Genomic DNA, 23,761 nt, shown 5'->3' on the forward strand with positions numbered 1-23,761 from the left:
CCCCCGTCGCGGCATCCCCCAGGTCGCACAGCCGGTCCCGTCCTTCGCGGATCGGCGACCGGGTGTGCGACCGGAGCGGAGGAGGACCGCTCAGCCGCGCATCGCGACGCCGCGACGCCAGTAGCCCATGAAGGCCACCTGCCCGCGGTCGACGCCGAGGTCCTTCACCAGGTGCCGGCGCAGCGTGGTGACGACGCCGCTCTCACCCGCGATCCAGAAGTAGCGGTCGGCCGGCGCATCGGCCGCGGCGATCTCCTCGCCGAGGCCGGAGTAGTCGGGGGTCTCCCACAGGAGATCCTCGCCGTCGATGTCCTGCACCTCGAGGGCCGACGGGGCGTCGCCGAGATGGGCGAGCACCGCGGGCATCAGCGCCGATCCGTGCAGCTCGCCCTCGGCCCGGGGCAGCCAGGTGACCTCGACGCCCGAGGGCGCATCGATCGAGAGGATGTCGGATGCCGTCGGCACCTCGATGAACGCGGTGCCGCGGAGCTCGCGCGGGGCGTCCTCCAGGATGCGGGCGATCGCCGGCGCCGCGGTCTCGTCTCCGGCCAGCAGCACCGACCTCGCGGTGCCCGGCGCGAACTCCGCCCCGCCGTGCACGCTCGCGGGGATGCCGCGACGCGGCCCGACGATGAACACCGGCTGGCCGACCTCGGCGGAGCTCGCCCACGTCGACGCGGGGCCGGTGAGGCCGGGTTCGAGATGCAGCACGAAGTCGACGACCACCTCGGTGCCGGCATCCGTCACCCTCAGCTCGCGCACGGAGTAGGTGCGCATCGACCCGCGCTCCTCCTCCGGCACGGCGAGGTAGGAGCCCCACCAGTCGTCGGAGTCGCGGTCGATCGCCGGGATCGCATGCGGCGTGGGCGGGAAGATGATCTTGATCCGCGCGTCGAAGACGTCGCCGGGCGTGCCGAACTCGTCGAGATCCTCGCCGCCGAAGGTGATCCGCACGAAGTTCGGCGACACCCGGTCGACCGCGCGCACCTCGGTCAGGGCGAGCGCGTAGGTCGGACGGGCCTTGGTCTCTGCAGCGGTGGTGGTCTCAGCGGACATGATGCCTCCCGATGGGTGTGACGAGCGGTGTCCCCGACACCGGGTCGATGGTGACGTGGTTGGCGAGCCCGAAGACCTCGCGGACCAGCTCGGCGGTGACGACCTCGTGCGGGGTGCCGACGGCATGCACGCGGCCGTCCTTCATGGCGACGAGCTCGTCGGCGTAGCGGGCGGCGAGGTTGAGGTCGTGCAGCACCATCACGATCGTGGTGCCGCGCGAGACGCTGAGGTCGGTGAGCAGATCGAGCACCTCGACCTGGTGCGCGACGTCGAGGAAGGTGGTCGGCTCGTCGAGCAGCAGGATGTCGGTCTCCTGCGCCAGCGCCATCGCGATCCACACGCGCTGACGCTGGCCGCCGGAGAGCTCGTCGACGCTGCGGTCGGCGAGCTCGGTCGTTCCGGTCGCGGCGAGGGCGTCGGCCACCACCTCGTAGTCGTGCGCGGTCCAGCGCGACAGCATCCTCTGGTGCGGATGCCGGCCGCGTCCGACGAGGTCGGCCACGGCGATCCCCTCCGGAGCGACGGGCGACTGCGGCAGCAGCCCGAGGACCCGCGCGACCTCCTTGGTCGGCCGCGCGTGCAGGGACGTGCCGTCGAGCACGATCTGCCCCGAGGTCGGCGAGAGCAGGCGCGCCAGCGCGCGCAGCAGCGTCGACTTGCCGCATCCGTTCGCCCCGACGATCGTGGTGATCCTGCCGGGGGCGATCTGCAGAGCGAGCCCGTCGATGATGGTGCGGTCTCCGTAGGCGAGGGTCACGGCCTCGGCCGACAGGGTGTGCGCCTCGGTCACAGGGAGCCTCCCGAGCGGTTGGTGCGGATGAGCAGGTAGATCAGGTACGGAGCGCCGAGCACGCCGGTGATGACGCCGACCGGGTAGCGCTCCCCGAAGGCGAACTGGCCGATCAGGTCGCCGCCGAGCACCAGCACGGCGCCGACGAACGCGCTCGGCAGGAGCAGGTTCGCGCCGGGCCCGGTGAGGCGGGCGGCGATGGGACCCGCCATGAACGCCACGAAGGCGATCGGCCCCGTGGCCGCGGTGGCGAAGGCGAGCAGCGCGACCGCACCGAGGATGAACAGCAGACGCGTGGGGGTCACGCGCACGCCGAGCCCCGCGGCCGAGTCGTCGCCCAGCTGCATCGCGCCCATCGCCCTGCCCTGCAGGAGCATGAGCGGCAGGATCACCGCGGAGGCGATCGCGAGGGGGATGACGCGCTCCCAGGAGGCGTTGTTCAAGCTGCCCGTGAGCCACTGCATCGCCGTCTGGATGTCCCACTGCGCCGCCCGCGACAGCAGATAGGAGATCACGCTCTGCAGCATGGCCGCGACGCCGATCCCGATGAGGATCAGCCGGGTGCCCGCGAAGCCGCCCTTGATCGACAGCAGGTAGATCGCCCCGGCGGTGAGCAGCGCCCCGCCGAGCGCGAGGAGCGAGACCGCCGGCCCGCTCAGCGAGAGCACCACGATGCCGATGACCGCAGCGGCTCCCGCACCGTCGGCGATGCCGATGATGTCGGGGGAGGCGAGCGGGTTGCGCAGGAGGGTCTGGAAGCAGACCCCGGCGATGCCGAACGCGAAACCGGCGAGCACCGCGAGCACCGAGCGCGGCAGCCGCAGCTCGCCGACGGTGAAGGAGGCGCCGGGGACCGTCTGCCCGAGGATGACGCGCACGACCTCGCTCGGACCGTAGAAGGTGTTGCCCACCATGAGCGCGACGGCCAGCAGCGCGAACACCAGGACGCCCAGCGCGATCGTCGTGCGCGCATGCCTGCGGTGGCGGGAGCGGCGCCCCGCGATCACGGCGGCGGCGCGGTCGGTCGCGGCGAGCACCGCGGTCTCGGTGGCGGTCACAGTTCACGCACCTTCTGGCGGCGGACGATCCAGATGAAGAAGGGGGCGCCGAGGACGGCGGTGATGATGCCGACCTGGATCTCCTCGGACGAGGGGGCGATCACGCGGCCGATGACATCGCTCGCGAGCAGGAGCGCGGAGCCGGTGAGAGCCGAGAACGGCAGGAGCCAGCGGTGGTCGGTGCCGATGAGCATCCGGCAGGCGTGGGGCACGATGAGGCCGACGAAACCGATCGGACCCGCGATCGCCGTCGCCGCGCCCGCGAGGATCACCGCACCGAGCGCCGAGACGAGTCGCGTGCGGAACACGTGCTCGCCGAGACCGGCGGCCATGTCGTCGCCGAGGGCGAGGGAGTTCATGCCCCGCGCGCTGGCGATGCAGATCAGCGCGCCCGCCGCGAGCACGGGAGCGGTGATCGCGATACGCGGCCATTCGGCGCCGCCGACGCCGCCGACCTGCCAGGACTGGAACGCCGGGAGCAGATCGACGCGGGGCAGCATGATCGCGCTGATGAGCGAGGCGAACGCCGCCGAGGTGGCGGCGCCCGCGAGAGCGAGCTTGAGCGGCGTCGCTCCGCCGCGGCCGAGGGAGCCGACCGTGTAGACGAAGGCGGCGGCCGCCGCCGCGCCGACGATGGCGAGCGCCATCTGCCCGTACGGCTCGGTGAGGCCGAAGAACGCGAGGCCCACGACCACCGCGAGAGCGGCGCCGTTGGTGACGCCGAGGATGCCGGGGTCGGCGACCGGGTTGCGGGTCACGGCCTGCATCGCGGCACCCGAGAGAGCGAGGGCGGCGCCGACGAGGATCGCCAGCACGGTGCGCGGGACGCGCTTGACGATGGCGGCCTGCGGGATCGTCTCATCGTGCCCGGAGAGGGCGGCGAGGATGTCGGACAGGCCGACCTCGCGCACCCCGAAGGACACGGAGAGGATGCCGAGCACGACGATGAGTGCGACGCCGGCGAGGAGCCAGGCGGTGCGCACCACGACCGGGCGCCGCAGGTCTGCGGCGCCCGGTCTCCCGCTGGTCGCGGTGGTGATGGTGGAGCTCACGATGAGGTCGTTCCGCTGACGCGGACCCGATGTCAGCTCGCGGCGAGCGGCTTCGCCAGCACGGCGAGGTAGTCGTCGAGACCCCACGGGATCGACAGCGGCGACGGGTTGGCTGATGCCGCGAGCGGCGTCGCGTCGCCGAGCACGGCGATGCGCCCCTCGGCGATGGCGGGGATCTTCGACAGCAGCGGGTCGGCCTGGAGCACGGGGATGATCGACTCGTCGCCGTAGACGACGAAGACGTCGACGTCCTGGAACTTCTCCGCCTCCTCCGAGCTCACCGTCTGGTAGAACTCGGTGCTGTCGGCGCTCTCCTCGACGATCGAGGGGTACGGCAGTCCGAGGTTGTCGTGCAGGTAGCCGGGGCGCGTGTCGACGGCGTTGTAGAAGCCGATCTGGCTGAGGTCGGACGCGTCGATGTAGGAGAACAGCAGCTTCTTGTCTTTGAGCACGCTGTGCGCCTCGAGCGCGGCATCCGCCTCGGCCTTCAGATCGCCGATCAGCTTCTCGCCCGACGTGGAGAGGCCGATGGCCTTCGCGTCGAGACGGATCATGTCGTCGATCGAGGTGCCCCACGCGACGTCGGGGTAGGCGACGACGGGCGCGATCTTGGAGAGCGTGTCGTACTGCTCCTGCGTCAGACCGGAGTAGGCGGCGAGGATCACGTCGGGCTTGGTGTCGGCGACGGCCTCGTAGTCGATGCCGTCGGTCTCGTCGAACAGCACGGGGGTGTCGGCGCCGAGCTCGTCGAGCTTGTCCTCGACCCAGGGCAGCACGCCGTCGCCGTCATCGTCGCCCCAGGTCACCTTGGCCATGCCGACGGGCACGATGCCGAGGGCGAGCGGGACCTCCTGGTTCGACCAGGCGACCGTGGCGACCCGCTCGGGCTGCTTCTCGATCGTGGTCTCGCCGTAGGCGTGGGCGATGGTCACGGGGAACGTGCCGTCGGCGACGACCCCTGAGGAGTCGGCGGAAGACGTGGGCGCACCTCCGGAAGTGGTGGACCCCGCGCAGGCGGTGAGGCTCAGGGCGAGCGCGGCGGCTGCGCCGAGGGCGAGGAGACGGGAGGTGCGCACAGGCGTTCCCTTCGGTTCGGGTGAGGGGGCGTGGCGCTGTTCGCGCCGGAAGGCTTTGGTAAGCCTGGCCTAACCTAACACAAACGTTTAGGTCACCCTAACTCTCCCGTAACGCAGAAACCGGCCGGACCCGTGAGGGTCCGGCCGGTTCAGGAAGTCAGCGCGCGCTCAGAGAGCGCGGATGTTCGCCGCCTGCATGCCCTTGGGGCCACGCTCAGCGTCGAATTCGACCTTCTGGTTCTCGCGGAGCTCCTTGAAACCGGAGCCGGCGATAGCCGAGTAGTGGGCGAAGAGGTCGTCCGAGCCGTCATCAGGAGCGATGAAGCCGAAGCCCTTCTCCGCGTTGAACCATTTCACAGTGCCAGTGGCCATGTGTTTCTACTTTCTGTTGAAATGACCGCTTTCGCAGTCTGCGCCGCGGCGGAACATCCACCGCGCGCGCTCCGTCACCGTACCACGCCCGGCTGACAGTCTGCTCGTTCATTCCCCCGGGACGAAGAAGCAGCCCGAGGCGTCCGTGGTCGTGGCCGCCATCAGGTCGTCCATCTCATCCATCCGGCGCTGCGTCATCACGAAGGTCTGCGGGTCGGACAGGAAGGCGATGAACACCAGACCCGCCCCGCTCGGCGGGTCGAAGCTGTAGCTGCGGCGCAGCATCAACGGGCGTCCGATGTGCGACGGGTGCGCACGGCGCGCGTGGCTCGCCGCCGGGGTGAGCAGCCTCCCGTCCGCGGTCTTCGCGAACAGGTCGACCTCGTCGTCGGGGCCGCCGCCCGACAGCGGGGCGCCGGTGTCGCGCGAGCGCCCGACGGCCTGCTCCTGCGCAGCCACGGGCTGCGCGGTGAACGACGCCGAGATGAGCATGCGACGGACCACCAGGTGCGTGTCGTGGTGGGCGGCATCCGTCCAGACCCCGGCCTCGCGCAGCTCTGCGGTGCGCGGGTTGACGATCCCGTCGATGAAGCCGGTCGAGGTCCGCGCCGTGCCGTGCGGGGTCGGGGCGTCGCGGTAGCCCGCCTGCTGCCACACGATCCTCGCGCTGAGAGCCGCGACCACCGCGTCCGCGGCATCCCGCGCTCCGGATGCCGTCTCGGCGCACACCTGCACCGCGAGGTCTCCTCCCGTCACGATGGCGGGATCGTCGTGCGCGAACGCGGGGAGGTCGGATGCCGCGGCGGCGCGCTCCGGCCACAGCGTCAGCGCGTGCACCGGGGCGTAGCCCACGGTCACCGTCACCTCGCCGGCATCCGGCGGGGACTCGACGCGCGACGCGGCGGCGACCAGCGCGGGGAGAGCGGCCGACTCCACCCCGTCGAGCGCGAGGACGCGCAGCGCGAGGTGCCGCTGCGGCACGTCGGGGAAGGTGATGCCGGGGCGCCGGTCGGCGTGCGGCGCCGGCGATGCGGATGCCGTCGGGGCTCCCTCCGCGGTCGATGCGTCTCCGTCGACCCCGCGCAGCAGCCAGCCGGTCGCGCCCGCGGCGACCGCGGTCCCTGCGGCGACGGCGGCCCCGACGAAGAACCCGCGGCGGGTGGGCCCCGTTCCCTCGTCAGCCATCCGCGTCCCCGAGCTCCAGCCCGGCCGGTCGCGGAAGCGGCGCGTCGTCGGTGAGGAGGATCACGAGGCGCTCGTCGTCTCCGGCATCCATCCGGCGCAGCCGTCCGTCGCCGTCGAGCCAGAGCCTCGTCACCACGTCGCCCCCGCCGTCGACGCTCGGCAGCCGGAACACCTGCTGCTGCTCACCGTCCACCTCGACCTCGCCGAGGTGACGCGCATCGGACTGCCGCAGCAGCTGCGCGTTCTCCGGCCGGTCGGCGGCGAGCGCGAAGACCACCGACAGCGCGGGGTCGGGGGCGGCCTCGGTCTGCCACTGTCCGTCGACCTGCCGCAGGAACGCCGTGGGCGAGAACGCCACGGTCTCCTCCACGGCCAGTGACGAGGGCCCGCGGAGCATGGCGCCCCACGCGGCGTGGCCCACCGGATCGAGGGTGACCTCGTACTCGCGGTGATCCACGTCGTCATCCGCGAGCATGGTGATGTGCAGCACGACATCGCCTCTGCTGGCGACCTGGAACCGCGTCTGCGCGAGCAGCTCCGACTGTGCGACCGTCAGCGGCTCACCCTCGTCAGACAACCCGGCCTGGCACCCGGTCAGGAGCAGCACGGATGCCGCGACCGCCGCGACGGCGGCGAGCATCCGCCTCACGACCCCGACTCCGCCAGAAGATCGGCCGACGGCACCGACACGGCGCTGAGATCGGGCATCTCGACCGTGCGCGGCAGCGTGCGGGGCGTGTCGTCGACGTCGTCGAGTCCGGGGCGCTGAGGCGGCAGGGCGACCTTCGAGAACATGATGCCCGCCGGCCCCGGCGCCTGCGTGAACGAGCCCGGCGCCGTCGCGCATCCGCTCAGCCCCGCGGGAACGGTCGTCGCAGAGGCGTCCAGGGTGAAGCAGTTGTCCGAGCCCGCGGCCCGCTCGTTCGGCGCGAAGGCGACGTCGAGAGCGTTCCCCGCGAAGACGTCACCCGCGAGAGAGGTGCCGGTGGGGGCGAAGTCCTCCGACGACGTCACCCACACCCCGGCCGCGCTGTGCCCCGTGATGAGGTTCGCCGTGACGACGGCATCCACCGTCCCGCCCAGTCCGACGCCGACGCCGAACGCGCCGCCCGCCTGCTCCGGCGTCCGCGCCTCGTTGTTGTCGGCGATCACGTTGCCGACGATCTGCACGCCCGCGGTCGGCCCGTGCGCCTCGAGGTAGTTGCTGAGCACGCTGATGCCGATGCGGTTGCGCACGATCCTGTTGCCCGTGATGACGACGCCCGATGCGTTGGCGAGCTCGAGCCCCGCGGCGTTCATCGTGATGACGTTGTCCTGCACGAGCGCTGCGCACTGCTCGCACTGACCCACATAGATGCCCGAGTCCGAGCCGCCGCTGGCGAGGTTGTCGCGGATCACCCCGTCGGTGCGGTTGAAGGCGTAGATGCCGTACAGGCCGTTGTTGTTCGCCGTGACCCGCTGCACCAGATAGCCGGGCACCGGCGGCGGGCTCTGATCGGGGAGGTAGCCGTCGGGGCCCCGCGCGATGCCGGCGCCGTTCTCGTCGGTGACACCCGTGATGAGAACGCCGTTCTGCAGGAAGTTGCGGACGGTGAGGTTCTCGACCGTGATCCGCTCCCCCGTGCCGACGACGCCGTTGCTGCGGGTGAGCTCGCCGTCGAGGACCACCGCGTTGCGATCCTCGCCCCGCACGGTCACGTCGTCGCCGCGCACGTCCAGGCTCTCGGTGTAGGTGCCGGGGGCGATCAGGATGATGCCCCCGTCGGCGACGAGCGCGCCGGCATCCGTCAGCGACGCGTCCTGCGGGACGCGCACGACGTCCTTCTTCTCCTGGGGATCGGGGGACGCTCCGGCCGCGCAGCCGACGAGGGATGCCGCAGCCAGGAGCACTGCCACCAGGACGGGGGCGACTCTCTTCACGTGAGCACGCTACCGGCGAGGACGCGACGCCTCGGGCGCCACACCGGCCTGTGACCCCCGAAAGGGGTCACAGAGCTTGAGCGCTGATCGGGAACTCGCGCCGGCCCGACGTCAGCGGCTGACGAGATCACCCGCGGCGAGTGAGCGCTGAGCCACCACGGCCGCCTCCGTGCGCGTGCTCACGCCGAGCTTGCGCAGCACCGCCGACACGTGCACGCTCACCGTCTTGACGCTGATGAAGAGCCGCTCGCCGATCTGCCTGTTACTGAGTCCCTCGGCGATCAGGTCGAGCACCTGGTGCTCTCGCGCGGTCAGCGCATCGGCATCCGACGCCGCACTCGTGCCGAGCCCCGCGGCCGCCGCGAAGGCCGCGACGGAAGACTGCAGCTGCACGTGACCGAGCCCCTCGGCGATCTCGGCCGCCCTGCCCAGAAGGGAGGCGGCTTCGACGCGGTCACCCGCGGAGACGAGCAGGCGCGCGAGCGCGAGTCGGGTGACCGCGCGGAACACGACCGGCACGTCGTCGCCGTCGGCGAGCGCGATCGCCGCGCGGAGACCGGACGTGCTCGGCGCGAGCAGCGCGTCGAGGAGAGCCGACCAGGAGTCGCCCCTGAGCTGCTCGCCCTGCGCATCCCAGGCCGCGCGCACGGCGGCGACGGCGGCGGTCACGTCGACGCCCTGTGCCCGCAGCTCGGCGATGATCCATCCCGACTGCAGCATGAGGCGCCGCTGGTGCAGCAGCACGGGGCCGTCGTCGCGGAGCATCGCGAGGATCGCATCGAGCGCGCCGGGGAGATCGCCCCTGCTCTCGGCGACCGCGACCGTCATGACGGTGATGTCGTACCAGATCTGCCGCTCGACGGTGCCCGTCTCCTGGAACGCGGACAACGACTCGTTCAGCAGCTCGGCAGCCTCCTCGTGCCGCCCGCGCCACGACAGCACCCGCACGCGCGTCATCGTGGTGTACATGCGGAACACCCGCAGCGTGTTCTGCGAGAGCTCGCGGCGGAGCATCTCCTCCACGCGCTCGATCTCGCCGAGCTCGAGCAGCGGCACGGCCATGTTCTGCGTCATCACCGAGCCGGAGGTGCGCTCGACGCCGAAGGTGCGCGACCGCGCCAGCCCCTCTTCTGCGAGCGCGACGGCCTCGCGGTACCGGCCGAGCAGCGTCAGCAGGTCGGAGTAGTTCACGCGGTAGCGCAGCTCGGCGGTCGAGCCTTTGGCGAGGGTGCGGGCGAGCTCGTACTCGCGGGCGCCGACGTCGAGGTCTCCGCCGTGGGCCGAGGAGGCCGCCCGCACGTTCGCGGCGATCGAGGCCTCGTCGTCGGACCCCGCGCGGGCCGCGAACTCCCCGGCCTCGACGCCGAGCGCGTACCCGCGGTCGAGGTCTCCGGCGATCATGTACCTGCTCGCGAGGTTGTTGAGGATCGTCGCACGCAGACGGTCGTCGTCGACCCTCCCGTCGAGCACCGCCAGGGACTCGTGCAGCAGGGCGATCGCGCCAGGACGCCCGAGATTCATCGTGTAGTACGCCTTGTCGCGCAGCAGCCGCGCGTGCAGACGAGGATCGACCGCGGCCGGATCGAGCTCGCCGAGAGCCACGTTCACGACGGCGAGCGCGCGTTCGCCGTCTCCGGCGTTGCGCAGGATCGACCCCAGCACCAGCAGCAGGTCGAGCCGTTCGATGTGCGCGGCCTCCGCGGCATCCGGAACCTGCGCCCACAGGCCGAGCGCCAGCTCGCCGAACCGCGCCGCACTCGCGAAGGCGAACCGGGCCTTCGCATGGCGCATGGCGTCGACGGCGGCGATCAGCGCCCTTCGGTCGTCTTGCGCGAGCTGCCAGTGGTACGCGAGGGCCGCGGCATCGGCGCTGTCGCTGCCGTCGCACTGCGCCTCCAGCGTCTCGGCGTACGCCCGATGCAGCCGCGCGCGCTCACCGGGGAGGAGGTCGTCGTGCACGGCCTCTCGCAGCAGCGCGTGACGGAAGCGGTAGTCGTCGTCTGCGACCACGAGGATGCCGCTGCGCGTCGCCTCCCGCACGGCCTCGTCGAGCCGGTCGTCGGGCACGGTGGCGAGCTCGACCAGCAGCGGATGGGACAGCGGACGCTCGGCGCCGGACGCCACCTGGACCACGCGGCGGGCGTCGTCGGAGAGGCGGTCGAACCTCGCGAGCAGGAGATCGCGCAGCCCGTCGGGGAGAGGGCCCTTCGAGCATCCGGCGATCTCCTCCACGAAGAACGGCACCCCCTCGGCCCGCTCCTGGATGCGGTCGAGAGCCAGCGCGCTCAGGGCATGGCCGGTGATCTGCTCGGCGATCTCCCGCACGGCGTCGATGTCGAGGCGCTCCAGGGACACGCGCTCGAGGAGGCGCGCCCTGGTGGCCTCGCCGATGAAGCGGCTCACCGCGTCGCCGCGGCGCACATCGTCGGAGCGGCAGGTCAGCAGGAGGAGGATGCGCCCCCGCCCGAGGGCGCGCAGCAGGAAGGAGAGGATCGCGAGGGTGGATTCGTCGGCCCAGTGCAGGTCTTCGACGACGAGAACCTGCGGAGCGCGTTCGGACGCGCACTCGATGAGGCTCGCGATCGCGTCGCGCAGCCGTTCGGGGCTCGTGCTCGCCCTGTCGTCGGACGTGGAGGCGAGCTCGGGCAGAAGCATGCCCAGCGCGTCGGCGCCGGCCCCGACGACCTCGCGCACCCGCTCGACGCCGACCGTCTGCACGATCGAGCGCAGGATGCCGGTGAGCGGACCGTACGGAGAGCGCGCGGTGCCGAGATCGAGACACCAGCCGACGTGGATGTCGGCCCGGTTCTCGATCTCGTCGGCGAACTCGCGCAGCAGCCGGGACTTGCCGATGCCCGCCTCACCCTCGACGAGGAGGGCGGTCGGCACCCCGCCGCTCGCGCGCTCGAAGAGCAGGCGCACGTGCGCGAGATCGGCGTCGCGGCCGACCATCGGAGCGCTCGGAGCGAGAGGGGGCATGGACTCATCGTGCCACTCCCGTCGGACATCCGGGGCTGCTGTCGGCAGAACGATCGTCACCGTGCGGCGACCGGCTCGCAGGTCGTCGGCGACGGGCTCTGCGCACGCGTGCGCGAACCCGCGGCGAGACGACCCAGCATCCGCCGGATCACGCCCTGCGGGCGGGCGACGATCTGATCGGCATGCTCGGCGATGAACCGCGCGCGCTCAGCGGAGCGCTCCATCTGCTCCTGCTCGAACCGGGTGATCTGCTGGCTGAGGTACGGGTGCTCGTACATGGGGGTTCTCCTCTGTGGGTGTATGCCTACACTCCGCTCTGAGGCGGGACCCCGGCATCGGGCACCTTCCCTATCTTTCGGACGGGGGGTGCCTAGGCGCGTCCGTCTCCCGAACCGGGGGCGCCCCCGGCCGCGCTCGTGACACGGCGCTGACGCACCCAGGCGCCGATGATGAAGCGCGCGTCGTCGCTCTCGAGATCCACGCCGATCGACTCCGCCGCGCGCGCGAGCCGGTAGTACACGGTCGCGCGGTGCACGCCCAGCCGATCGGCCAGATCGGCGACCCTGGCGCCGTGCGCGACGTACGCCTCGAACAGGGCGAGGACGTCGGGGGGCGCGTCGGCGAGACGGCGCAGCGGCTCGGGGAGCAGGTGGGCAGGCGGCTCAGCCGCGAGGAGCGTGACGATCGACGCGGCGACCGGATCGGCGGTCCACGACGCGGACCTGCTCTCGCGCGATCGCGCGACGCGCACGGCGACCAGAGCCTGCTCGTACGACTCCCAGCTCAGCGAGAGCTCGCCCACCGGGGAGCCCACCCCCAGGACCCCCTGGAGCGGCTCGCTCACGTCGGCCGCATCCGTCTCCCTGATGATGGCCGCCACGACGTTCTCCATCGCCTCACGAGTCGGCTCGTTCCGGAAGCCGAGGAGGATCAGCGCCTCGGGCGACGTCGGCACGAAGCTGTACGCGTCGATCATGGGGGTCGTGATCGACCGGAGCAGCGCCCGCGAGATCACCTCCCTCGACGGAGGGCCGTCCCAGGGAGACCACTCGGCGCTCAGAGACAGGCAGAGCGCGACGAAGTGGCGCGAACGGGTGAACATGCCCAGATCGAGGAGCTCGTCCGCCGCCCTCCGACGGCTCGGCTCATCGGGGGCGAGGAGGCCGAGCATCTCCGATTCGACCTCGGCGTTGACCGCCGCGATCGACTGCGAGACGCTGACCAGGAGCGCCCGCAGCGTGTCGGCGGTCTCCAGCACGAGGAACGCCTCGCTCGGGGTGAGCGGCCGGGTGAGGGTGATCCAGAGGAACCCGAGCACCTCGTAGCGGGAGCGCACGGTGATCACCAGCCGCTCGTGCTCCATCCCGAGCTGCGGCTCGACGCCGAGCACCCGCGGGACGAGCTGCGCGTGCAGGCGCCACGCCCTCATCTCGGCCGCCAGCGCCGGCGCGGGACGGCGCGCGGTGAGGGTGTGCAGCCTGGCGGGATCGAGATCGTCGAAGTGCGCGCTGCTGGCGAGCAGGGTCCACTCGGCATCCTCCAGCACCACCGACCGCTGCAGCGCCATCGCCAGCCGATCGACGGTCTCCTGAACGGCGTCGAACATCGCACCTCCGCTCCCCGACCGGCGGGACGACTCCGATCCTACGCCGCGCTCGACGCCGCCGTCACTCGACGATCCGCCCGCCCTTGAGCACGGCCGCGACGTCGGTGAAGCGCCCGATCTCGTCGAGGTGAGCGCCGGGCACCGCCACCAGATCGGCGAAGCGCCCGGGGGCGACCGCACCGACGTCCGCAGAGCGTCCGAGGCACTCCGCCGCGACGCTCGTCGCCGACTGCAGCGCCTGCATGGGCGTCATGCCCGCCTCCACGAACTCCGGCAGCTGACCGGCGTTGCGCCCGTGCGGGAAGACGATGGCATCCGTGCCGTAGGCGATGCGCACCCCGGCCTCGACCGCGAGGCGCACGGCGGCCCGCGCCGACGTCCCGACGCTCGCGGTCTTCTCGCGCACGCCGATCGGATGCTCCTCGCGCTCGGCGTGCTCCTCCACCCAGTTCAGCAGGTAGGTGGTCGGCACGTAGTAGGTGCCGTGCTCGATCATCGCCGACATCGCCGTGTCGCCGAGCATGGTCCCGTGCTCGATCGTGCGGGCGCCGGCGCGGATGGCGCGCAGCGCACCCTCCTCCCCGTGCGCGTGAGCCGCGACGTAGAGGCCGTACAGCGCCGCCTCGTCGACGCAGGCGCGCAGCTCCTCCTCGGTGTACTCGGGCGCACCGGGCACCGTGCCCGAGGCGTACACCGCACCGGTCGCGATGATCTTGATCACATCGGCGCCCCGATGGGCGATGCGGCGCACGGCCGAGCGCACCTCGTCGACGGAGTCGGCGACGCCGAAGCGGAAGGACGTGGGCAGCGGGATGTCGAGGGCGAGGTCCGTGATCTCACCGCCGCCGGAGCTGCACGTGACGTAGGCGCCCGCGCAGACCATGCGGGGCCCCTCGCAGATCCCGGAGTCGATCGCGTCGCGCAGATCGCAGTCGACGAAGGCGCGGAAGCTGCCCACGTCGCGGACGGTCGTGAAGCCCGCGCGCAGCGTCGCCCTGGCATGGCGCACCCCCAGCAGCGCGTCGCGCGCGGGGGAGCCGGTGAGATACGGGCTGTAGCTGCCGCGCTCCAGCTCGCCGATCAGATGGGTGTGCAGGTCGATCATCCCCGGAGCGACCAGGTGGTCGCTGAGGTCGAGCACGTGCTCGCCGCCGTGCCGGGAGGGCGACCAGGGCTCGACCGCGGCGATCCTCTCGCCGTCCAGCACGATCGCGTGGTCGGCGAGCACCTCTCCGGCGAGCACGTCGGCGACCGCTCCGGCGCGGATCACCCTGATGTCCGTCGCCGCGCTCATCGGACGACCTCCACACCGTCGACCGCGACGAGTCTTCGGCCGAAGCCGATGCGCACGACGATCATCGCGACGGCGACGGCGGCGCCCACGATCGCGAACGCGGCGAAGTAGCCGGTCTCGTTCTCGCCCGGCACGAACCCCTCGCCGGTCACGCCGGCCGCGGCGATCCCCATGGCGACCGCGAGGTAGTGCACCGAGAGCATCCTGGTCTCGAACCCCGGGGGTGCGACGGCCGTCGCGAGGGACAGGCCGGAGGGGGAGACCACGACGTCGGAGGCGCCGAAGACGAACACGATGAAGACGAGGACGATGATCGGCGTGAGCCCTCCGGCTCCCGAGGCGACGGCGAGCCACCCCATGCCGATGGCGCATCCGGCGAACGCGACCGCGAACTTCACGGCGAGGGAGGGCTGGCGATCGCCGAGTCGTCCCCACACCGCGGCGAGGATCGGCGCCACGAGGATCGTGCAGAGGGGAGCGATGCCGAGCACCGTGGACGGCGGCAGCTCCACGCCGAACACGACGCGGTCCGTGCTGGCCTCGGAGTGGATCGCCACGGTCGTGTAGAGCTGCTGGTAGAGCATGGCGAACACGCCCGTCGCGACGAAGAACGGGAGGTAGCGGATGACCCGCCCCTTCTGCTCGCGGGTGAGATCGCGGCGCGAGAGCAGCTTCACCAGCGCTCCGACCGCGAGGACGAGGGCCCCGAGGCCGACGATCGTCGCGGGGTTGAATCCTGCCGCGACACTGCCCACCACCAGGACGATCGCGAACGCCACCGCCACGATCGGCCACACGAGGGCCCAGCCGCGGACGCCGGTCACCGGGACGGGCGGCGCCGTCGCCTCTGTGCCGCGTCGGAACGGCAGGTAGATGAGGAGTCCGATCAGGATGGCGGCCGCCGACGCGAGGAAGCCGAGTCGGAAGCCGACGGCCGACTGCAGCACGCCGCTGAGGGTGATGCCGATGAGCGCGCCCCCTGCGCTGCCGAGATAGTAGACCGTGAAGCCCGCCTCCCGGTGCGACTCGTGCGCGTCGAGTGTGCCGCCCAGCACCACGCCCTCGCTCACCCACATCGAGGCGGCGCCGAACGCGATGGCGATGAGTCCGATCGTGAGCCCGATGGCGCCGGGGACGATCGCGAGGGTCAGGTAGCCGGCGAACGCGAGCACAGCGCCGTAGCGGAGTCCTCGCCCCGCGCCGAGCACGTTGTCGGCGAGCCATCCCATGAAGATGGTGGCGAGGAAGGTCGCGGCGCTCGACGTCGACACGATCGCGATCGCGACGGCCGGCTCGAGAGCCAGGCCCCCCTCGCTCGCGGAGAAGTACACGTAGTAGACGAGGATCGTCTGCATCCCGTAGAAGGAGAGGGCGTCGAAGCCGGCGAAACCCGCCACGGGGAACATGGTGCGAGGCAGGCCGAAGAACGTGCGCCCGACGGGTGGGGCGTCTGTCGTGCTGCTGAGGGTCATTGCGCCTCCATCGGAGCAGTGGTGCCGCCGCGCGGCTTCAGGGTTGTCGAGAGTCAATCCGATCCCCGAGGCGCCGAGGATGCGACAGACGTCGGAATGTCCGGCAGAACCTGCGACAGATGTCGCCTCCACCGCCATGATCCACCCGCGACCATGGTCGGATGAGCATCGACGCAGATCTGCCCTTCACCCGAGACGAGTACGCCGATCGCCTGCGACGTCTGCGGGCGGCGATGGCCTCGGCCGACGTCTCCGTGGCGGTCCTCACCGCTCCGGACACGATGGCGTGGCTCACCGGCTACCGCAGCCGGTGGTACCGCCAGCACACGTCGACGTCGATGCCCCCTGCGCAGTGCGTGGTCCTCCACGTCGAGGAGGGCGCCCCGTTCCTCATCGAGGCCGGCTATCACGAGGAGCTCGCCCGCACGACGACCGTGCTCGACGACATCCGCACCCTCTCCACGACGGACGAGACCAGGGAGTCCACTCTCGGCGAGTACGTCGCCTTCCTCGCCGAGCAGCTGCGGCCGTGGGCGGGGAGCCGCGTCGGCATGGAGCGGTGGAGCTGCATCCCGAGTCCTGCCGTCGCCGATGTGGTCGACGAGATGCTCGACGGCCTCGGATGCCGGGTCGTCGACGTGACCCTGCCGTTCCGGGGCGTCCGGCGCCTCAAGAGCCCCGCGGAGATCGGGAAGATCGAGGCGGCGCAGCACGCGGCGGATGCCGGCATCCGCGCGATCCTCTCCGAGGCGACGCCCGAGACGACCGAGCTCGAGGCCTGGGGCCTCTACTCCCTCGGCATGGTGCGCGCTGGCGGCGAGCCTGCTGTGCTGCACGAGACCGTCGCCGCAGGGTCCTCCGTGTCGGCGCTGCACCGGCTGAGCGGGCACACGCGCCTCGGCTCCGGACCGGTCGTCCACCCCGACATGGCGTCGGCCGTCGACGGCTATCACGCCCGCGCGACCAGGCCGCTGATGTTCGGCGCGCCGTCGGCGGAGCACAGGCGGGAGGTCGCCGTCGCCGCAGAGGCCTACGAGATCCTCGCCGAGCACGGCAGGGTCGGCGAGCCTTGGCGGGTGCTGCTCGACGCGCTCAGACGCCACTTCGCCGACAGCGGCGTCGAGGGGTCGGGAGCCGGAGGGTACGAGCTCGGCCTCTCCGTCGCTCCGACGGACTGGGTGGGCGAGTTCTGCTGGTCTCTCGGCGATGACAGGGACGACGTGATCGAGGCGGGACTCGTGACGAACTTCGAATCGTGGAACTCCCTGATCCTCGTCGACACGGTCGTGTTCGAGCAGGACGGCCCCCGCTTCCTCTCCTCCCTCCCCCGCGAGATCCTGGAGTTCTCGTGATCGGGGCGCCGTGGATCCGCGAGTTCGAGATGCCCGTCGCGCACGGGAGTCTGCGCGTGCGCGAGTGGGGCGACCCGCACGGTCCGCTGGTGGTGTTCCACCACGGGACCCCGAGCAGCTCGATCGCCGTGCCCGGCGGATGGAGCGGACCGGCATCGGCGGGTGTGCGGCTGTGCTCCTACGACCGCCAGGGCTACGGCGGCTCGCCGACCCTCCCCGGTCGGACGGTCGCGGATGCCGCGGACTGGAGCGCCCGCATCGCCGACGCCTGCGGGGCCGACCGCTTCGCCGTCATGGGCACCTCCGGCGGAGGCCCGCACGCCGTCGCGGCGGCGGCCCTGCTCCCCGACCGGGTGACGGCGCTCTGCGTCGACGTCGGGATCGGCCCGTCCGGGTTCGGCTTCGATGCGTCGACAGGCATGGTGCCGGAGACACTCGCGGAGATCGATGCGGCACGGCGGGGCGAGACGGCACTGCGTGCGTACGTGGAGTCGCTCGGCGACGGCGCGGACGCCCTGAGCGACTGGGTCGAGCGCCTGCCCCCGAGCGACCGCGAGGTGCTCGGCCGCGCAGACGTGCAGCATGAGGAGTCCGTCGAGGCCGACGAATGGGCGGCGCAGGGCGTCGAAGGCTGGATCGAGGACGATCTCGCCCTGTTCGCGCGCGAGTGGTCCTTCGACGCCGCGGCGATCACGGCGCCGACGCTCCTGGTGTACGGCGGAGCGGACGTGCTCGTGCCGTCCGCGCACGGAGAGGCCTGGCTCGCGCTGATCCCCCACGCGGAGCTGCGGATCGTCGCGGGCGGCGGGCACTGGCTGCGCGATCACGAGGTCGGCGCCCTGCGCTGGTGCGCAGCGCAGGGCGCGGCGACTCCCGTCTTCTGAGCTCAGTGCGCGGGAACGGGCATCACCGTGTTGCTCCGGCGCGCCTCCTCAGCGAGCCACACGATCCGGTGCGTGGCGAGGCTCTCGGCCGGTCCGGAGAGCAGCAGCGACCTGTCCCCCGTGCGCACGGCCGCGAGGAAGGCCTGGACCAGCGCGTCGTCGGCGCCGCCGTGGCCGTCGGCCGCGCTCGCCGCCCCGCGGGACTCGGGCACGACCTCGTACTTCTCGTCGCGCACGAAGTCGTGCACGAGCAGCGTCCTGCCGTCGCCCTCGATGCTCCCCGACGTGCCGAAGAGGCGCGTCTTGCGGAAGTCCAGTTCGGTGAACGCGGTCACGGTGAAGGATGCCGTCACCCCGCCGCTGTACTCGATGTTCACGACCTGATGGTCGACGACGTCGTTCTGACCGTCGAACACGCAACGCCCGTACGGGCCGTCGCGGAGCGCGCGCTCCACCCCCTCCGGGGTGACGTCCGTCGTGAGCACCGCGAGGGGCCAGCGCTCGAACGTCTCGTCGCCGAGGAAGCCGCGGTAGATCGTCGTCGCGGAGTACGCGCAGGAGTTCTGCAGCGGGCAGTCGAGGCACCGCGCCGTGGCGTCGGCCGGCTTGTTCTCCGGCCGGAAGTGCAGGAGGCTCCCGAACGACGACACGCGCTCGGCCGGCAGCCCGACGATGTACGAGAGCCAGTCGATGTCGTGGCTGCTCTTGGTGAGCAGCATCGGCCCCGACTCCTCCTCGCGGGCCCAGTTGCCCCGCACGTACGAGTGCGCGAAGTGCCACCAGCCGATCGGCTCGAGGTGCTCGACCGACACCAGCCGGCCGATCGCGCCGTCGTCGAGCAGCCGCTTGAGGGTGTGCGAGTAGTCCGAGTACCGCATGACGTGGCACACCGCGAGCATCACCCCTGCGGCATCCGCGGCGGCGACGATGCGGCTCGACTCCTCCTCCGTGGGGGCGATCGGCTTCTCCAGGAGGAGGTGGTACCCGGCTCCGGCGAGGCCGATCGCGGGCTCGGCGTGCAGGCGGTCCGGCGTGGAGACGACCACGGCATCCGCGATCCTCTCCTCCCGCGCGGCGAGGTCCTGCCAGGTGCCGAAGCACTCGATCGGCTGATCGGCGAACTCGGCGAGGAACACCCGCAGCCTCTCCGCATCCGGCTCCACCACGGCGGTGATCGTCGCCCCGTCCGCGACGGCTCGGCGCGCGTATCCGGTCCCGCGCGATCCGGCTCCGACGATCGCGAGACGGAGGGGGGCGTGGGCGGTCATTTGAGGGCTCCTTGCACGAGGCCGGCGACGAACTTTCGCTGGAAGATGAAGTAGAGGACGACGATCGGCGCGATCACGATGATCGTCCCGGCCGCGAGCAGCGGGATGTTCTCCCCGTACTGCTGCACGAACGTGCCCAGCCCGGACGGGGCCGTGCGGCGCGAGGGATCGCGGATGAGGATGAGCGCGAGGAGGAACTGGTTCCACGCCCACATGAACGTCAGCAGCGCGTACGTGATGATGGCGGGCTTGGCGCCGGGGATCAGGATCTGCACCAGGGTGCGGAACCGACCGGCGCCGTCCAGCTGGGCGGCCTCGATGATCTCGGCGGGCACGGATTCGAAGTGCGTCCGCATCCAGAAGATCCCGAACGGCATGAACGCTCCGACCAGGGGGAGGATGACCGCCCAGTACGTGTCGATCAGGCCGGTCGACCTCATCGAGAAGTACAGCGGCACGACGATCGCCTCGTACGGGAGCGTGAGCCCCGCGATGAAGAAGGCGAACAGCACGCCCTTCGCCGGCATCCTCATCGTGCCCATCGCGTAGCCGGCGAGCGTGGCGCACACCACCGAGATCGGGACGACCACGACCGCGATGATCGCGCTCGATGCGAGGAGGGATCCGAAGCCGGCCATGCTCCACGCCGTGGCGAAGTTGCCCCACTGCGGATCGCTGGGCCAGGTGAGTCGGGGGACGAGCGTGTCGGCCGGCTGGAGAGCCGCGGACACCAGTGCGAGGAACGGGATGACGACGCTGAGCACCGCGACGAGCAGGAACACCGCCGACAGCACGCGGGAGGCGGAAGATCTCATGCGCTGCGCCTTCCCACTCGGCCGATCACGGCGACGAAGACGAGGATGATCGCGCTCAGCACCGTCGCGAGGGCGCAGGCGAGCCCGACCTCGTTCGAGGTGAAGACGAGCTTGTAGATCAGCACGCCGGGCACGATCGTCTGATCGCCGGGGCCGCCCCCGGTGGTGACATAGACGATGTCGAAGCTCGCGAGGGCGGAGATCAGCGTCACCGTGACGGCCACGACGATCTCTGCGCGCACCCCTGGCACCGTGACGTGCCAGAACTGGCGGATCGGTCCGCAGCGGTCGAGTCGCGCCGCCTCGTAGAGCGAGGGGTCGATCTTCTGGATGCCGGCGAGCAGGAGCATCATGCACAGCCCGGTCGTGACCCAGGTGCCGATGATGCCGACGGCGGGGTACGCCCAGGTGAAGTCGCCGAGCCACGCCCTCGCGACATCGCCGAGGCCGATGGCGGTCAGGAACTGGTTGATCGGCCCGTCTGCCGCATAGAGATAGCGCCAGACGACGCCGACGGCCACCAGCGGGAGGATCTGCGGCAGGAAGAGCACGGTGCGGATGAACCCGGAGCCGCGCCTCGGGCGCGCGGCGATGACCGCCGCGATGACGAGACCGAGCACGAGCGGGAACGCGGTGTAGAACACGATGAATCCGAGGCCGTTGCGCAGGGCGACGAGGAGCCGGTCGTCCGTGAACACGCGGAGGTAGTTCCCGATGCCGGCCCAGGTGGCGGCCCCGATCCCGTCCCAGTTCCAGAAGGAGAGCCAGATGCTCTGCACCCAGGGGGCGATCGTGAACGTGCCGTAGAAGACGAACGCCGGGAGCAGGTACAGGAGCGAGCTCCACCCGCGGCGGGGCCGACGGGTGGGGCCGGCCGCGAGACCGGACCCCTCCCGCCGGGGAGACAGCGACGTGGTCATGGATCAGCCGGCGTGGGCGGCGGCCCAGTCGTCCTGGACCGAGGTGAGGAAGTCGTCGACCGAGGTCTGTCCGGCGATGAGCTTCTGCGTGCCGGCCTTGAGCGTGTCGTTCATGGTCGCCGTCGCGTTGTTGTTGAACGCCACGAGTCCGTTCGCCTCCGCGACCCGCGCCCAGGCCGCGACGATGTCGCCCTGCAGGGTTCCCTCGTCCGCCACCGCGACCGTCGGGTCATCGGGCATGAAGCCCTGCGCGAACTGCTGGGCGCTCGCCTCGGGAGACCGCAGGAAGTCCAGGAACGCCGCCGCCTCGTTCGGGTGCGCGCTCTTCGTGGAGATCGCGTAGGCGACCGAGGTGCCGATCCCCGTCACGTTCTTGCCGGGGAACGGGAGGAAGCCGGCATCCGCTCCCAGCCCCTCGGCGATCTTGCCGGCGTCCCAGATCCCGTCGACGAGGAACAGGCCCTTGCCCGCGATGAAGTTGTCGACGGCGCCCTGGAGGTCGGTGCCGTTCACCGTCGTCGGATCGCCGAGGTAGCCGGCCTTCTGCCAGGAGACGAGGGTGTCGACCGCGGTGCGGTTGGCGTCGGTGTCGAACGTCTCGCCCTTGTGGCCGAAGGCCCAGGCGTTGGCGTCGTCGGCGCCGCCCTCGCCCTGGCCGAGCAGCTGCACCACGAATGCCGCGTGCCCCTCCGCGTTGCCGAGCTGGACGGGGAGGATGCCGGAGCCCTGGGCCGCGGCGAGCGCGCTCTCGAAGTCGCCCAGGGTGGTGGGGGCGGTGATCCCGAGCTGAGCGGCCAGGGCCTTGTTGTAGTAGGTGCCGACGAGCGAGAAGCCGGCGGGGGCCGCGTAGAGGTCTCCGCCTTCGCCGAGGGTGGAGCCGTCGTCGGCGACGCGCCACTGGTTGAGCTGGTTGGTGGGGAAGAAGTCGTTCCACCCGTAGAGGTCGGCGTAGTCGTCGAGGGGCAGGACGAGCTTGTTCTTGACGGTGTTCGCGACCGCGTTCAGGAGGACGATGTCGGGGGACTTGTCGCCTGCGAGGTTGAGGTTCACGCTCTGGTTGTAGTCGTCGTAGTTGGTCTGGGAGTACTCGATCGTGATGTTCGGGTGCTCCTTCTCGAAGGCGGCGATCGTGGCCTCGGTCGCCGCGCCGGACTCCGGCGTCGACATGAGCGTGAGGGTGATGTCGTCGTCGGTGAGCGTGGTGCTGGCGTCGACGGCGGCGCCGCTGCCGTTCGTCGCCGGACCTGGCGCGCAGGCGGTGAGGGCGAGGCCGAGGAGGGCGCCGGCGGCGAGAGGCGCGAGCACGAGTCGGGTGCGTCGTTGCATGTGAGTGTCGCTTTCTGGTGAAAAGGGGGAAAGGGTATTTCGCAACTCTCTGTTGTAATTCACAAGATAGGTCAGCCCCCTCGCACTGTCAAGCCGGGGTTGCCGGAATGTGATAGTCAGGACAGGTGACCACCCAGGCGCTCGGCACCGACCTCGCAGCGATGCGTCGGCTCAACGACCACGCGGTGCTGACCACCCTGTGGGACGCGTCCTCCCCGATGACGGCCAGCCAGCTGGCGACATCGACCGGCCTGTCGCGCACGACGGTCGAGACCGTGCTGTCGGGGCTCGTCGAATCCGGTCTGGCCGACTCCGAGCAGCTGCGCCCGACGCGCGCCGGCCGTCCGGCGCGCGGGTACCGGTTCGCCGCCGATCAGGGCGTCGCCGTGGGGATCGACGTCGGCCCGCACGGCATCTCCGGCGTGGCCGGCGACCTGCGCGGAACGGTCAGCGCGGCCCACCGCCGCCAGGAGCACGACCTGTCGAGCGGAGAGCATGCGGCGGCCGCGATCATCGCGCTCGTGACCGAGCTGCTCGACGAGTCGACGACGGCATCCCACGAACTCGTCGCGCTCACCGTCGGCATCCCCGGCATCGTGGATGCGGACGGTCGCCCGGTGAAGACCACGGTGGTGCCCGACTGGCTGACCAGCGACATCGACGCGCAGCTGCGCGCCGCCTTCCCCGGCGCCAGGATCGCCTTCGACAACGACACCAAGCTCGCCGCGCTCGCCGAGATCGAGCACGGATCGGTCGGGGCGGATGAGACCGCCGTGCTCCTCCGCATCGGGAACCGGATCTCCGCGGCATCCATCGTCGACGGCCGCGTCGCCCGAGGGGCGCACGGGGCGGCCGGCGAGATCGGAGCGCTCGGCAGGGTCGCGTGGCCGGAGGCGCAGCAGAGGCTGGCCGAGCGCGCCCCCGACGGCCTGGAGCAGCTGTTCACGGCCTCTGCGGCGCCCGGCACGGAGAGCGCGGATGCCGTCACCGGGTTCGCCGCCGACATCGCGGACGGCCTGGGCGCCCTGGTCCTCGCGATCGATCCGCACGTCGTCGTCGTCAGCAGCAGCATCCCCGGCGCCTCCGCGAGACTCGCGGCGGCGCTGGGCTCCGAGCTCGCCGGACGGTCGCTCTTCCTCCCCGACGTGCGCACCTCCACCCTCGGCGCGATCGCGCCGTCGGTCGGAGCGCTGGCCGTCAGCGCGGCGAGCGTGAAGGAACAGCTCTTCGCCCGCGAGTATTGACAATTACGCAAGAGTTCGGGTTAATTACCTCGCAGGACGGTGCGCACCGCACCGCGTCCACGCACTGATCACCGACGATCACCGAGGAGAAC

At 71.4% G+C, this 23,761-nt stretch carries 21 protein-coding genes; 3 read left to right on the plus strand and 18 right to left on the minus strand.

Annotated elements, in window-relative coordinates; genetic code table 11:
* Positions 1 to 90: 90 nt before the first annotated feature.
* From MRBLWH10_RS15300 to MRBLWH10_RS15365, 14 genes are all read right to left on the minus strand, one after another.
* Positions 91 to 1,056, minus strand: coding sequence for a siderophore-interacting protein (locus MRBLWH10_RS15300; RefSeq protein ID WP_341940568.1), 966 nt, complete (start codon positions 1,054 to 1,056; stop codon positions 91 to 93).
* Entirely contained in the window at positions 1,046 to 1,846 is an 801-nt protein-coding gene (locus MRBLWH10_RS15305; protein WP_341940569.1) for an ABC transporter ATP-binding protein, read from the minus strand. Before MRBLWH10_RS15305 ends, MRBLWH10_RS15300 begins: the two co-directional genes overlap by 11 nt.
* On the minus strand, positions 1,843 to 2,904 hold the full coding sequence (locus tag MRBLWH10_RS15310; RefSeq protein ID WP_223587272.1) for an iron chelate uptake ABC transporter family permease subunit: 1,062 nt from the start codon (positions 2,902 to 2,904) through the stop codon (positions 1,843 to 1,845). The genes MRBLWH10_RS15305 and MRBLWH10_RS15310 overlap by 4 nt, the downstream gene beginning before the upstream one ends.
* Entirely contained in the window at positions 2,901 to 3,956 is a 1,056-nt protein-coding gene (locus MRBLWH10_RS15315) for an iron ABC transporter permease (RefSeq protein ID WP_341940570.1), read from the minus strand. Before MRBLWH10_RS15315 ends, MRBLWH10_RS15310 begins: the two co-directional genes overlap by 4 nt.
* 32 nt (positions 3,957 to 3,988) lie before the next feature.
* Positions 3,989 to 5,032 (minus strand): iron-siderophore ABC transporter substrate-binding protein, encoded by a 1,044-nt coding sequence (locus MRBLWH10_RS15320; RefSeq protein WP_341940571.1) that lies wholly within the window; start codon positions 5,030 to 5,032, stop codon positions 3,989 to 3,991.
* A gap of 168 nt (positions 5,033 to 5,200) precedes the next feature.
* Positions 5,201 to 5,404: a cold-shock protein gene (locus tag MRBLWH10_RS15325; protein WP_017831237.1), complete on the minus strand. Its 204-nt coding sequence runs from the start codon at positions 5,402 to 5,404 to the stop codon at positions 5,201 to 5,203.
* Between the two features lie 108 nt (positions 5,405 to 5,512).
* Positions 5,513 to 6,589: a Dyp-type peroxidase gene (locus MRBLWH10_RS15330; protein ID WP_341940573.1), complete on the minus strand. Its 1,077-nt coding sequence runs from the start codon at positions 6,587 to 6,589 to the stop codon at positions 5,513 to 5,515.
* Positions 6,582 to 7,229: a hypothetical protein gene (locus MRBLWH10_RS15335; protein ID WP_341940574.1), complete on the minus strand. Its 648-nt coding sequence runs from the start codon at positions 7,227 to 7,229 to the stop codon at positions 6,582 to 6,584. The genes MRBLWH10_RS15330 and MRBLWH10_RS15335 overlap by 8 nt, the downstream gene beginning before the upstream one ends.
* Before the next feature lie 5 nt (positions 7,230 to 7,234).
* Positions 7,235 to 8,509 (minus strand): right-handed parallel beta-helix repeat-containing protein, encoded by a 1,275-nt coding sequence (locus MRBLWH10_RS15340; RefSeq protein WP_341940575.1) that lies wholly within the window; start codon positions 8,507 to 8,509, stop codon positions 7,235 to 7,237.
* A gap of 111 nt (positions 8,510 to 8,620) precedes the next feature.
* Positions 8,621 to 11,488 carry an AAA family ATPase gene (locus MRBLWH10_RS15345; protein WP_341940576.1) on the minus strand — a complete coding sequence of 956 codons (2,868 nt, stop codon included), beginning with the start codon at positions 11,486 to 11,488 and terminating at the stop codon, positions 8,621 to 8,623.
* A 56-nt stretch (positions 11,489 to 11,544) separates the two neighbouring features.
* Complete coding sequence (locus tag MRBLWH10_RS15350) at positions 11,545 to 11,766, minus strand: hypothetical protein (protein ID WP_223587279.1); 222 nt, start codon at positions 11,764 to 11,766, stop codon at positions 11,545 to 11,547.
* A 92-nt stretch (positions 11,767 to 11,858) separates the two neighbouring features.
* Positions 11,859 to 13,094: a helix-turn-helix domain-containing protein gene (locus tag MRBLWH10_RS15355; protein WP_341940577.1), complete on the minus strand. Its 1,236-nt coding sequence runs from the start codon at positions 13,092 to 13,094 to the stop codon at positions 11,859 to 11,861.
* Positions 13,095 to 13,155: 61 nt separating this feature from the next.
* On the minus strand, positions 13,156 to 14,388 hold the full coding sequence (locus MRBLWH10_RS15360) for an amidohydrolase family protein (RefSeq protein ID WP_105673161.1): 1,233 nt from the start codon (positions 14,386 to 14,388) through the stop codon (positions 13,156 to 13,158).
* Positions 14,385 to 15,860 (minus strand): oligopeptide:H+ symporter, encoded by a 1,476-nt coding sequence (locus MRBLWH10_RS15365; protein ID WP_341940578.1) that lies wholly within the window; start codon positions 15,858 to 15,860, stop codon positions 14,385 to 14,387. Before MRBLWH10_RS15365 ends, MRBLWH10_RS15360 begins: the two co-directional genes overlap by 4 nt.
* 161 nt (positions 15,861 to 16,021) lie before the next feature.
* Between MRBLWH10_RS15365 and MRBLWH10_RS15370 the strand changes: the two genes are divergently transcribed.
* The gene (locus tag MRBLWH10_RS15370; RefSeq protein WP_341940579.1) at positions 16,022 to 17,212 is read left to right on the plus strand and encodes a M24 family metallopeptidase; all 1,191 of its coding nucleotides are present in this window, start codon (positions 16,022 to 16,024) and stop codon (positions 17,210 to 17,212) included.
* A complete protein-coding gene (locus MRBLWH10_RS15375) occupies positions 17,209 to 18,096 on the plus strand; it encodes an alpha/beta hydrolase (RefSeq protein ID WP_341940580.1) in 888 nt (295 codons plus the stop codon). Before MRBLWH10_RS15370 ends, MRBLWH10_RS15375 begins: the two co-directional genes overlap by 4 nt.
* A gap of 2 nt (positions 18,097 to 18,098) precedes the next feature.
* On the opposite strand, the gene MRBLWH10_RS15380 is transcribed toward MRBLWH10_RS15375, so the two are convergent.
* The 4 genes from MRBLWH10_RS15380 to MRBLWH10_RS15395 are packed head-to-tail and all read right to left on the minus strand — an operon-like array spanning position 18,099 to position 22,425.
* Complete coding sequence (locus tag MRBLWH10_RS15380) at positions 18,099 to 19,364, minus strand: Gfo/Idh/MocA family oxidoreductase (protein WP_341940581.1); 1,266 nt, start codon at positions 19,362 to 19,364, stop codon at positions 18,099 to 18,101.
* Complete coding sequence (locus MRBLWH10_RS15385; RefSeq protein WP_341940582.1) at positions 19,361 to 20,179, minus strand: carbohydrate ABC transporter permease; 819 nt, start codon at positions 20,177 to 20,179, stop codon at positions 19,361 to 19,363. The genes MRBLWH10_RS15380 and MRBLWH10_RS15385 overlap by 4 nt, the downstream gene beginning before the upstream one ends.
* The gene (locus MRBLWH10_RS15390) at positions 20,176 to 21,099 is read right to left on the minus strand and encodes a sugar ABC transporter permease (RefSeq protein ID WP_341940583.1); all 924 of its coding nucleotides are present in this window, start codon (positions 21,097 to 21,099) and stop codon (positions 20,176 to 20,178) included. The genes MRBLWH10_RS15385 and MRBLWH10_RS15390 overlap by 4 nt, the downstream gene beginning before the upstream one ends.
* A gap of 3 nt (positions 21,100 to 21,102) precedes the next feature.
* Complete coding sequence (locus tag MRBLWH10_RS15395) at positions 21,103 to 22,425, minus strand: extracellular solute-binding protein (protein WP_341940584.1); 1,323 nt, start codon at positions 22,423 to 22,425, stop codon at positions 21,103 to 21,105.
* A 125-nt stretch (positions 22,426 to 22,550) separates the two neighbouring features.
* Here MRBLWH10_RS15395 and MRBLWH10_RS15400 point away from each other — a divergent pair, with 125 nt between their 5' ends.
* The gene (locus MRBLWH10_RS15400) at positions 22,551 to 23,669 is read left to right on the plus strand and encodes an ROK family transcriptional regulator (RefSeq protein WP_341940585.1); all 1,119 of its coding nucleotides are present in this window, start codon (positions 22,551 to 22,553) and stop codon (positions 23,667 to 23,669) included.
* Positions 23,670 to 23,761: the final 92 nt, after the last annotated feature.

It is taken from the genome of Microbacterium sp. LWH10-1.2, assembly GCF_038397765.1.
Lineage (GTDB): Bacteria > Actinomycetota > Actinomycetes > Actinomycetales > Microbacteriaceae > Microbacterium > Microbacterium natoriense.

What these genes read in the sequence shown, in the direction of transcription:
- MRBLWH10_RS15300 (WP_341940568.1), bottom strand. Translation starts at nt 1,056, where the DNA reads ATGTCCGCTGAGACCACCACCGCTGCAGAGACCAAGGCCCGTCCGACC.
- MRBLWH10_RS15325 (WP_017831237.1), bottom strand. Translation starts at nt 5,404, where the DNA reads ATGGCCACTGGCACTGTGAAATGGTTCAACGCGGAGAAGGGCTTCGGC.
- MRBLWH10_RS15330 (WP_341940573.1), bottom strand. Translation starts at nt 6,589, where the DNA reads ATGGCTGACGAGGGAACGGGGCCCACCCGCCGCGGGTTCTTCGTCGGG.
- MRBLWH10_RS15335 (WP_341940574.1), bottom strand. Translation starts at nt 7,229, where the DNA reads ATGCTCGCCGCCGTCGCGGCGGTCGCGGCATCCGTGCTGCTCCTGACC.
- MRBLWH10_RS15345 (WP_341940576.1), bottom strand. Translation starts at nt 11,488, where the DNA reads ATGCCCCCTCTCGCTCCGAGCGCTCCGATGGTCGGCCGCGACGCCGAT.
- MRBLWH10_RS15350 (WP_223587279.1), bottom strand. Translation starts at nt 11,766, where the DNA reads ATGTACGAGCACCCGTACCTCAGCCAGCAGATCACCCGGTTCGAGCAG.
- MRBLWH10_RS15355 (WP_341940577.1), bottom strand. Translation starts at nt 13,094, where the DNA reads ATGTTCGACGCCGTTCAGGAGACCGTCGATCGGCTGGCGATGGCGCTG.
- MRBLWH10_RS15360 (WP_105673161.1), bottom strand. Translation starts at nt 14,388, where the DNA reads ATGAGCGCGGCGACGGACATCAGGGTGATCCGCGCCGGAGCGGTCGCC.
- MRBLWH10_RS15365 (WP_341940578.1), bottom strand. Translation starts at nt 15,860, where the DNA reads ATGACCCTCAGCAGCACGACAGACGCCCCACCCGTCGGGCGCACGTTC.
- MRBLWH10_RS15370 (WP_341940579.1), top strand. Translation starts at nt 16,022, where the DNA reads ATGAGCATCGACGCAGATCTGCCCTTCACCCGAGACGAGTACGCCGAT.
- MRBLWH10_RS15380 (WP_341940581.1), bottom strand. Translation starts at nt 19,364, where the DNA reads ATGACCGCCCACGCCCCCCTCCGTCTCGCGATCGTCGGAGCCGGATCG.
- MRBLWH10_RS15385 (WP_341940582.1), bottom strand. Translation starts at nt 20,179, where the DNA reads ATGAGATCTTCCGCCTCCCGCGTGCTGTCGGCGGTGTTCCTGCTCGTC.
- MRBLWH10_RS15390 (WP_341940583.1), bottom strand. Translation starts at nt 21,099, where the DNA reads ATGACCACGTCGCTGTCTCCCCGGCGGGAGGGGTCCGGTCTCGCGGCC.
- MRBLWH10_RS15395 (WP_341940584.1), bottom strand. Translation starts at nt 22,425, where the DNA reads ATGCAACGACGCACCCGACTCGTGCTCGCGCCTCTCGCCGCCGGCGCC.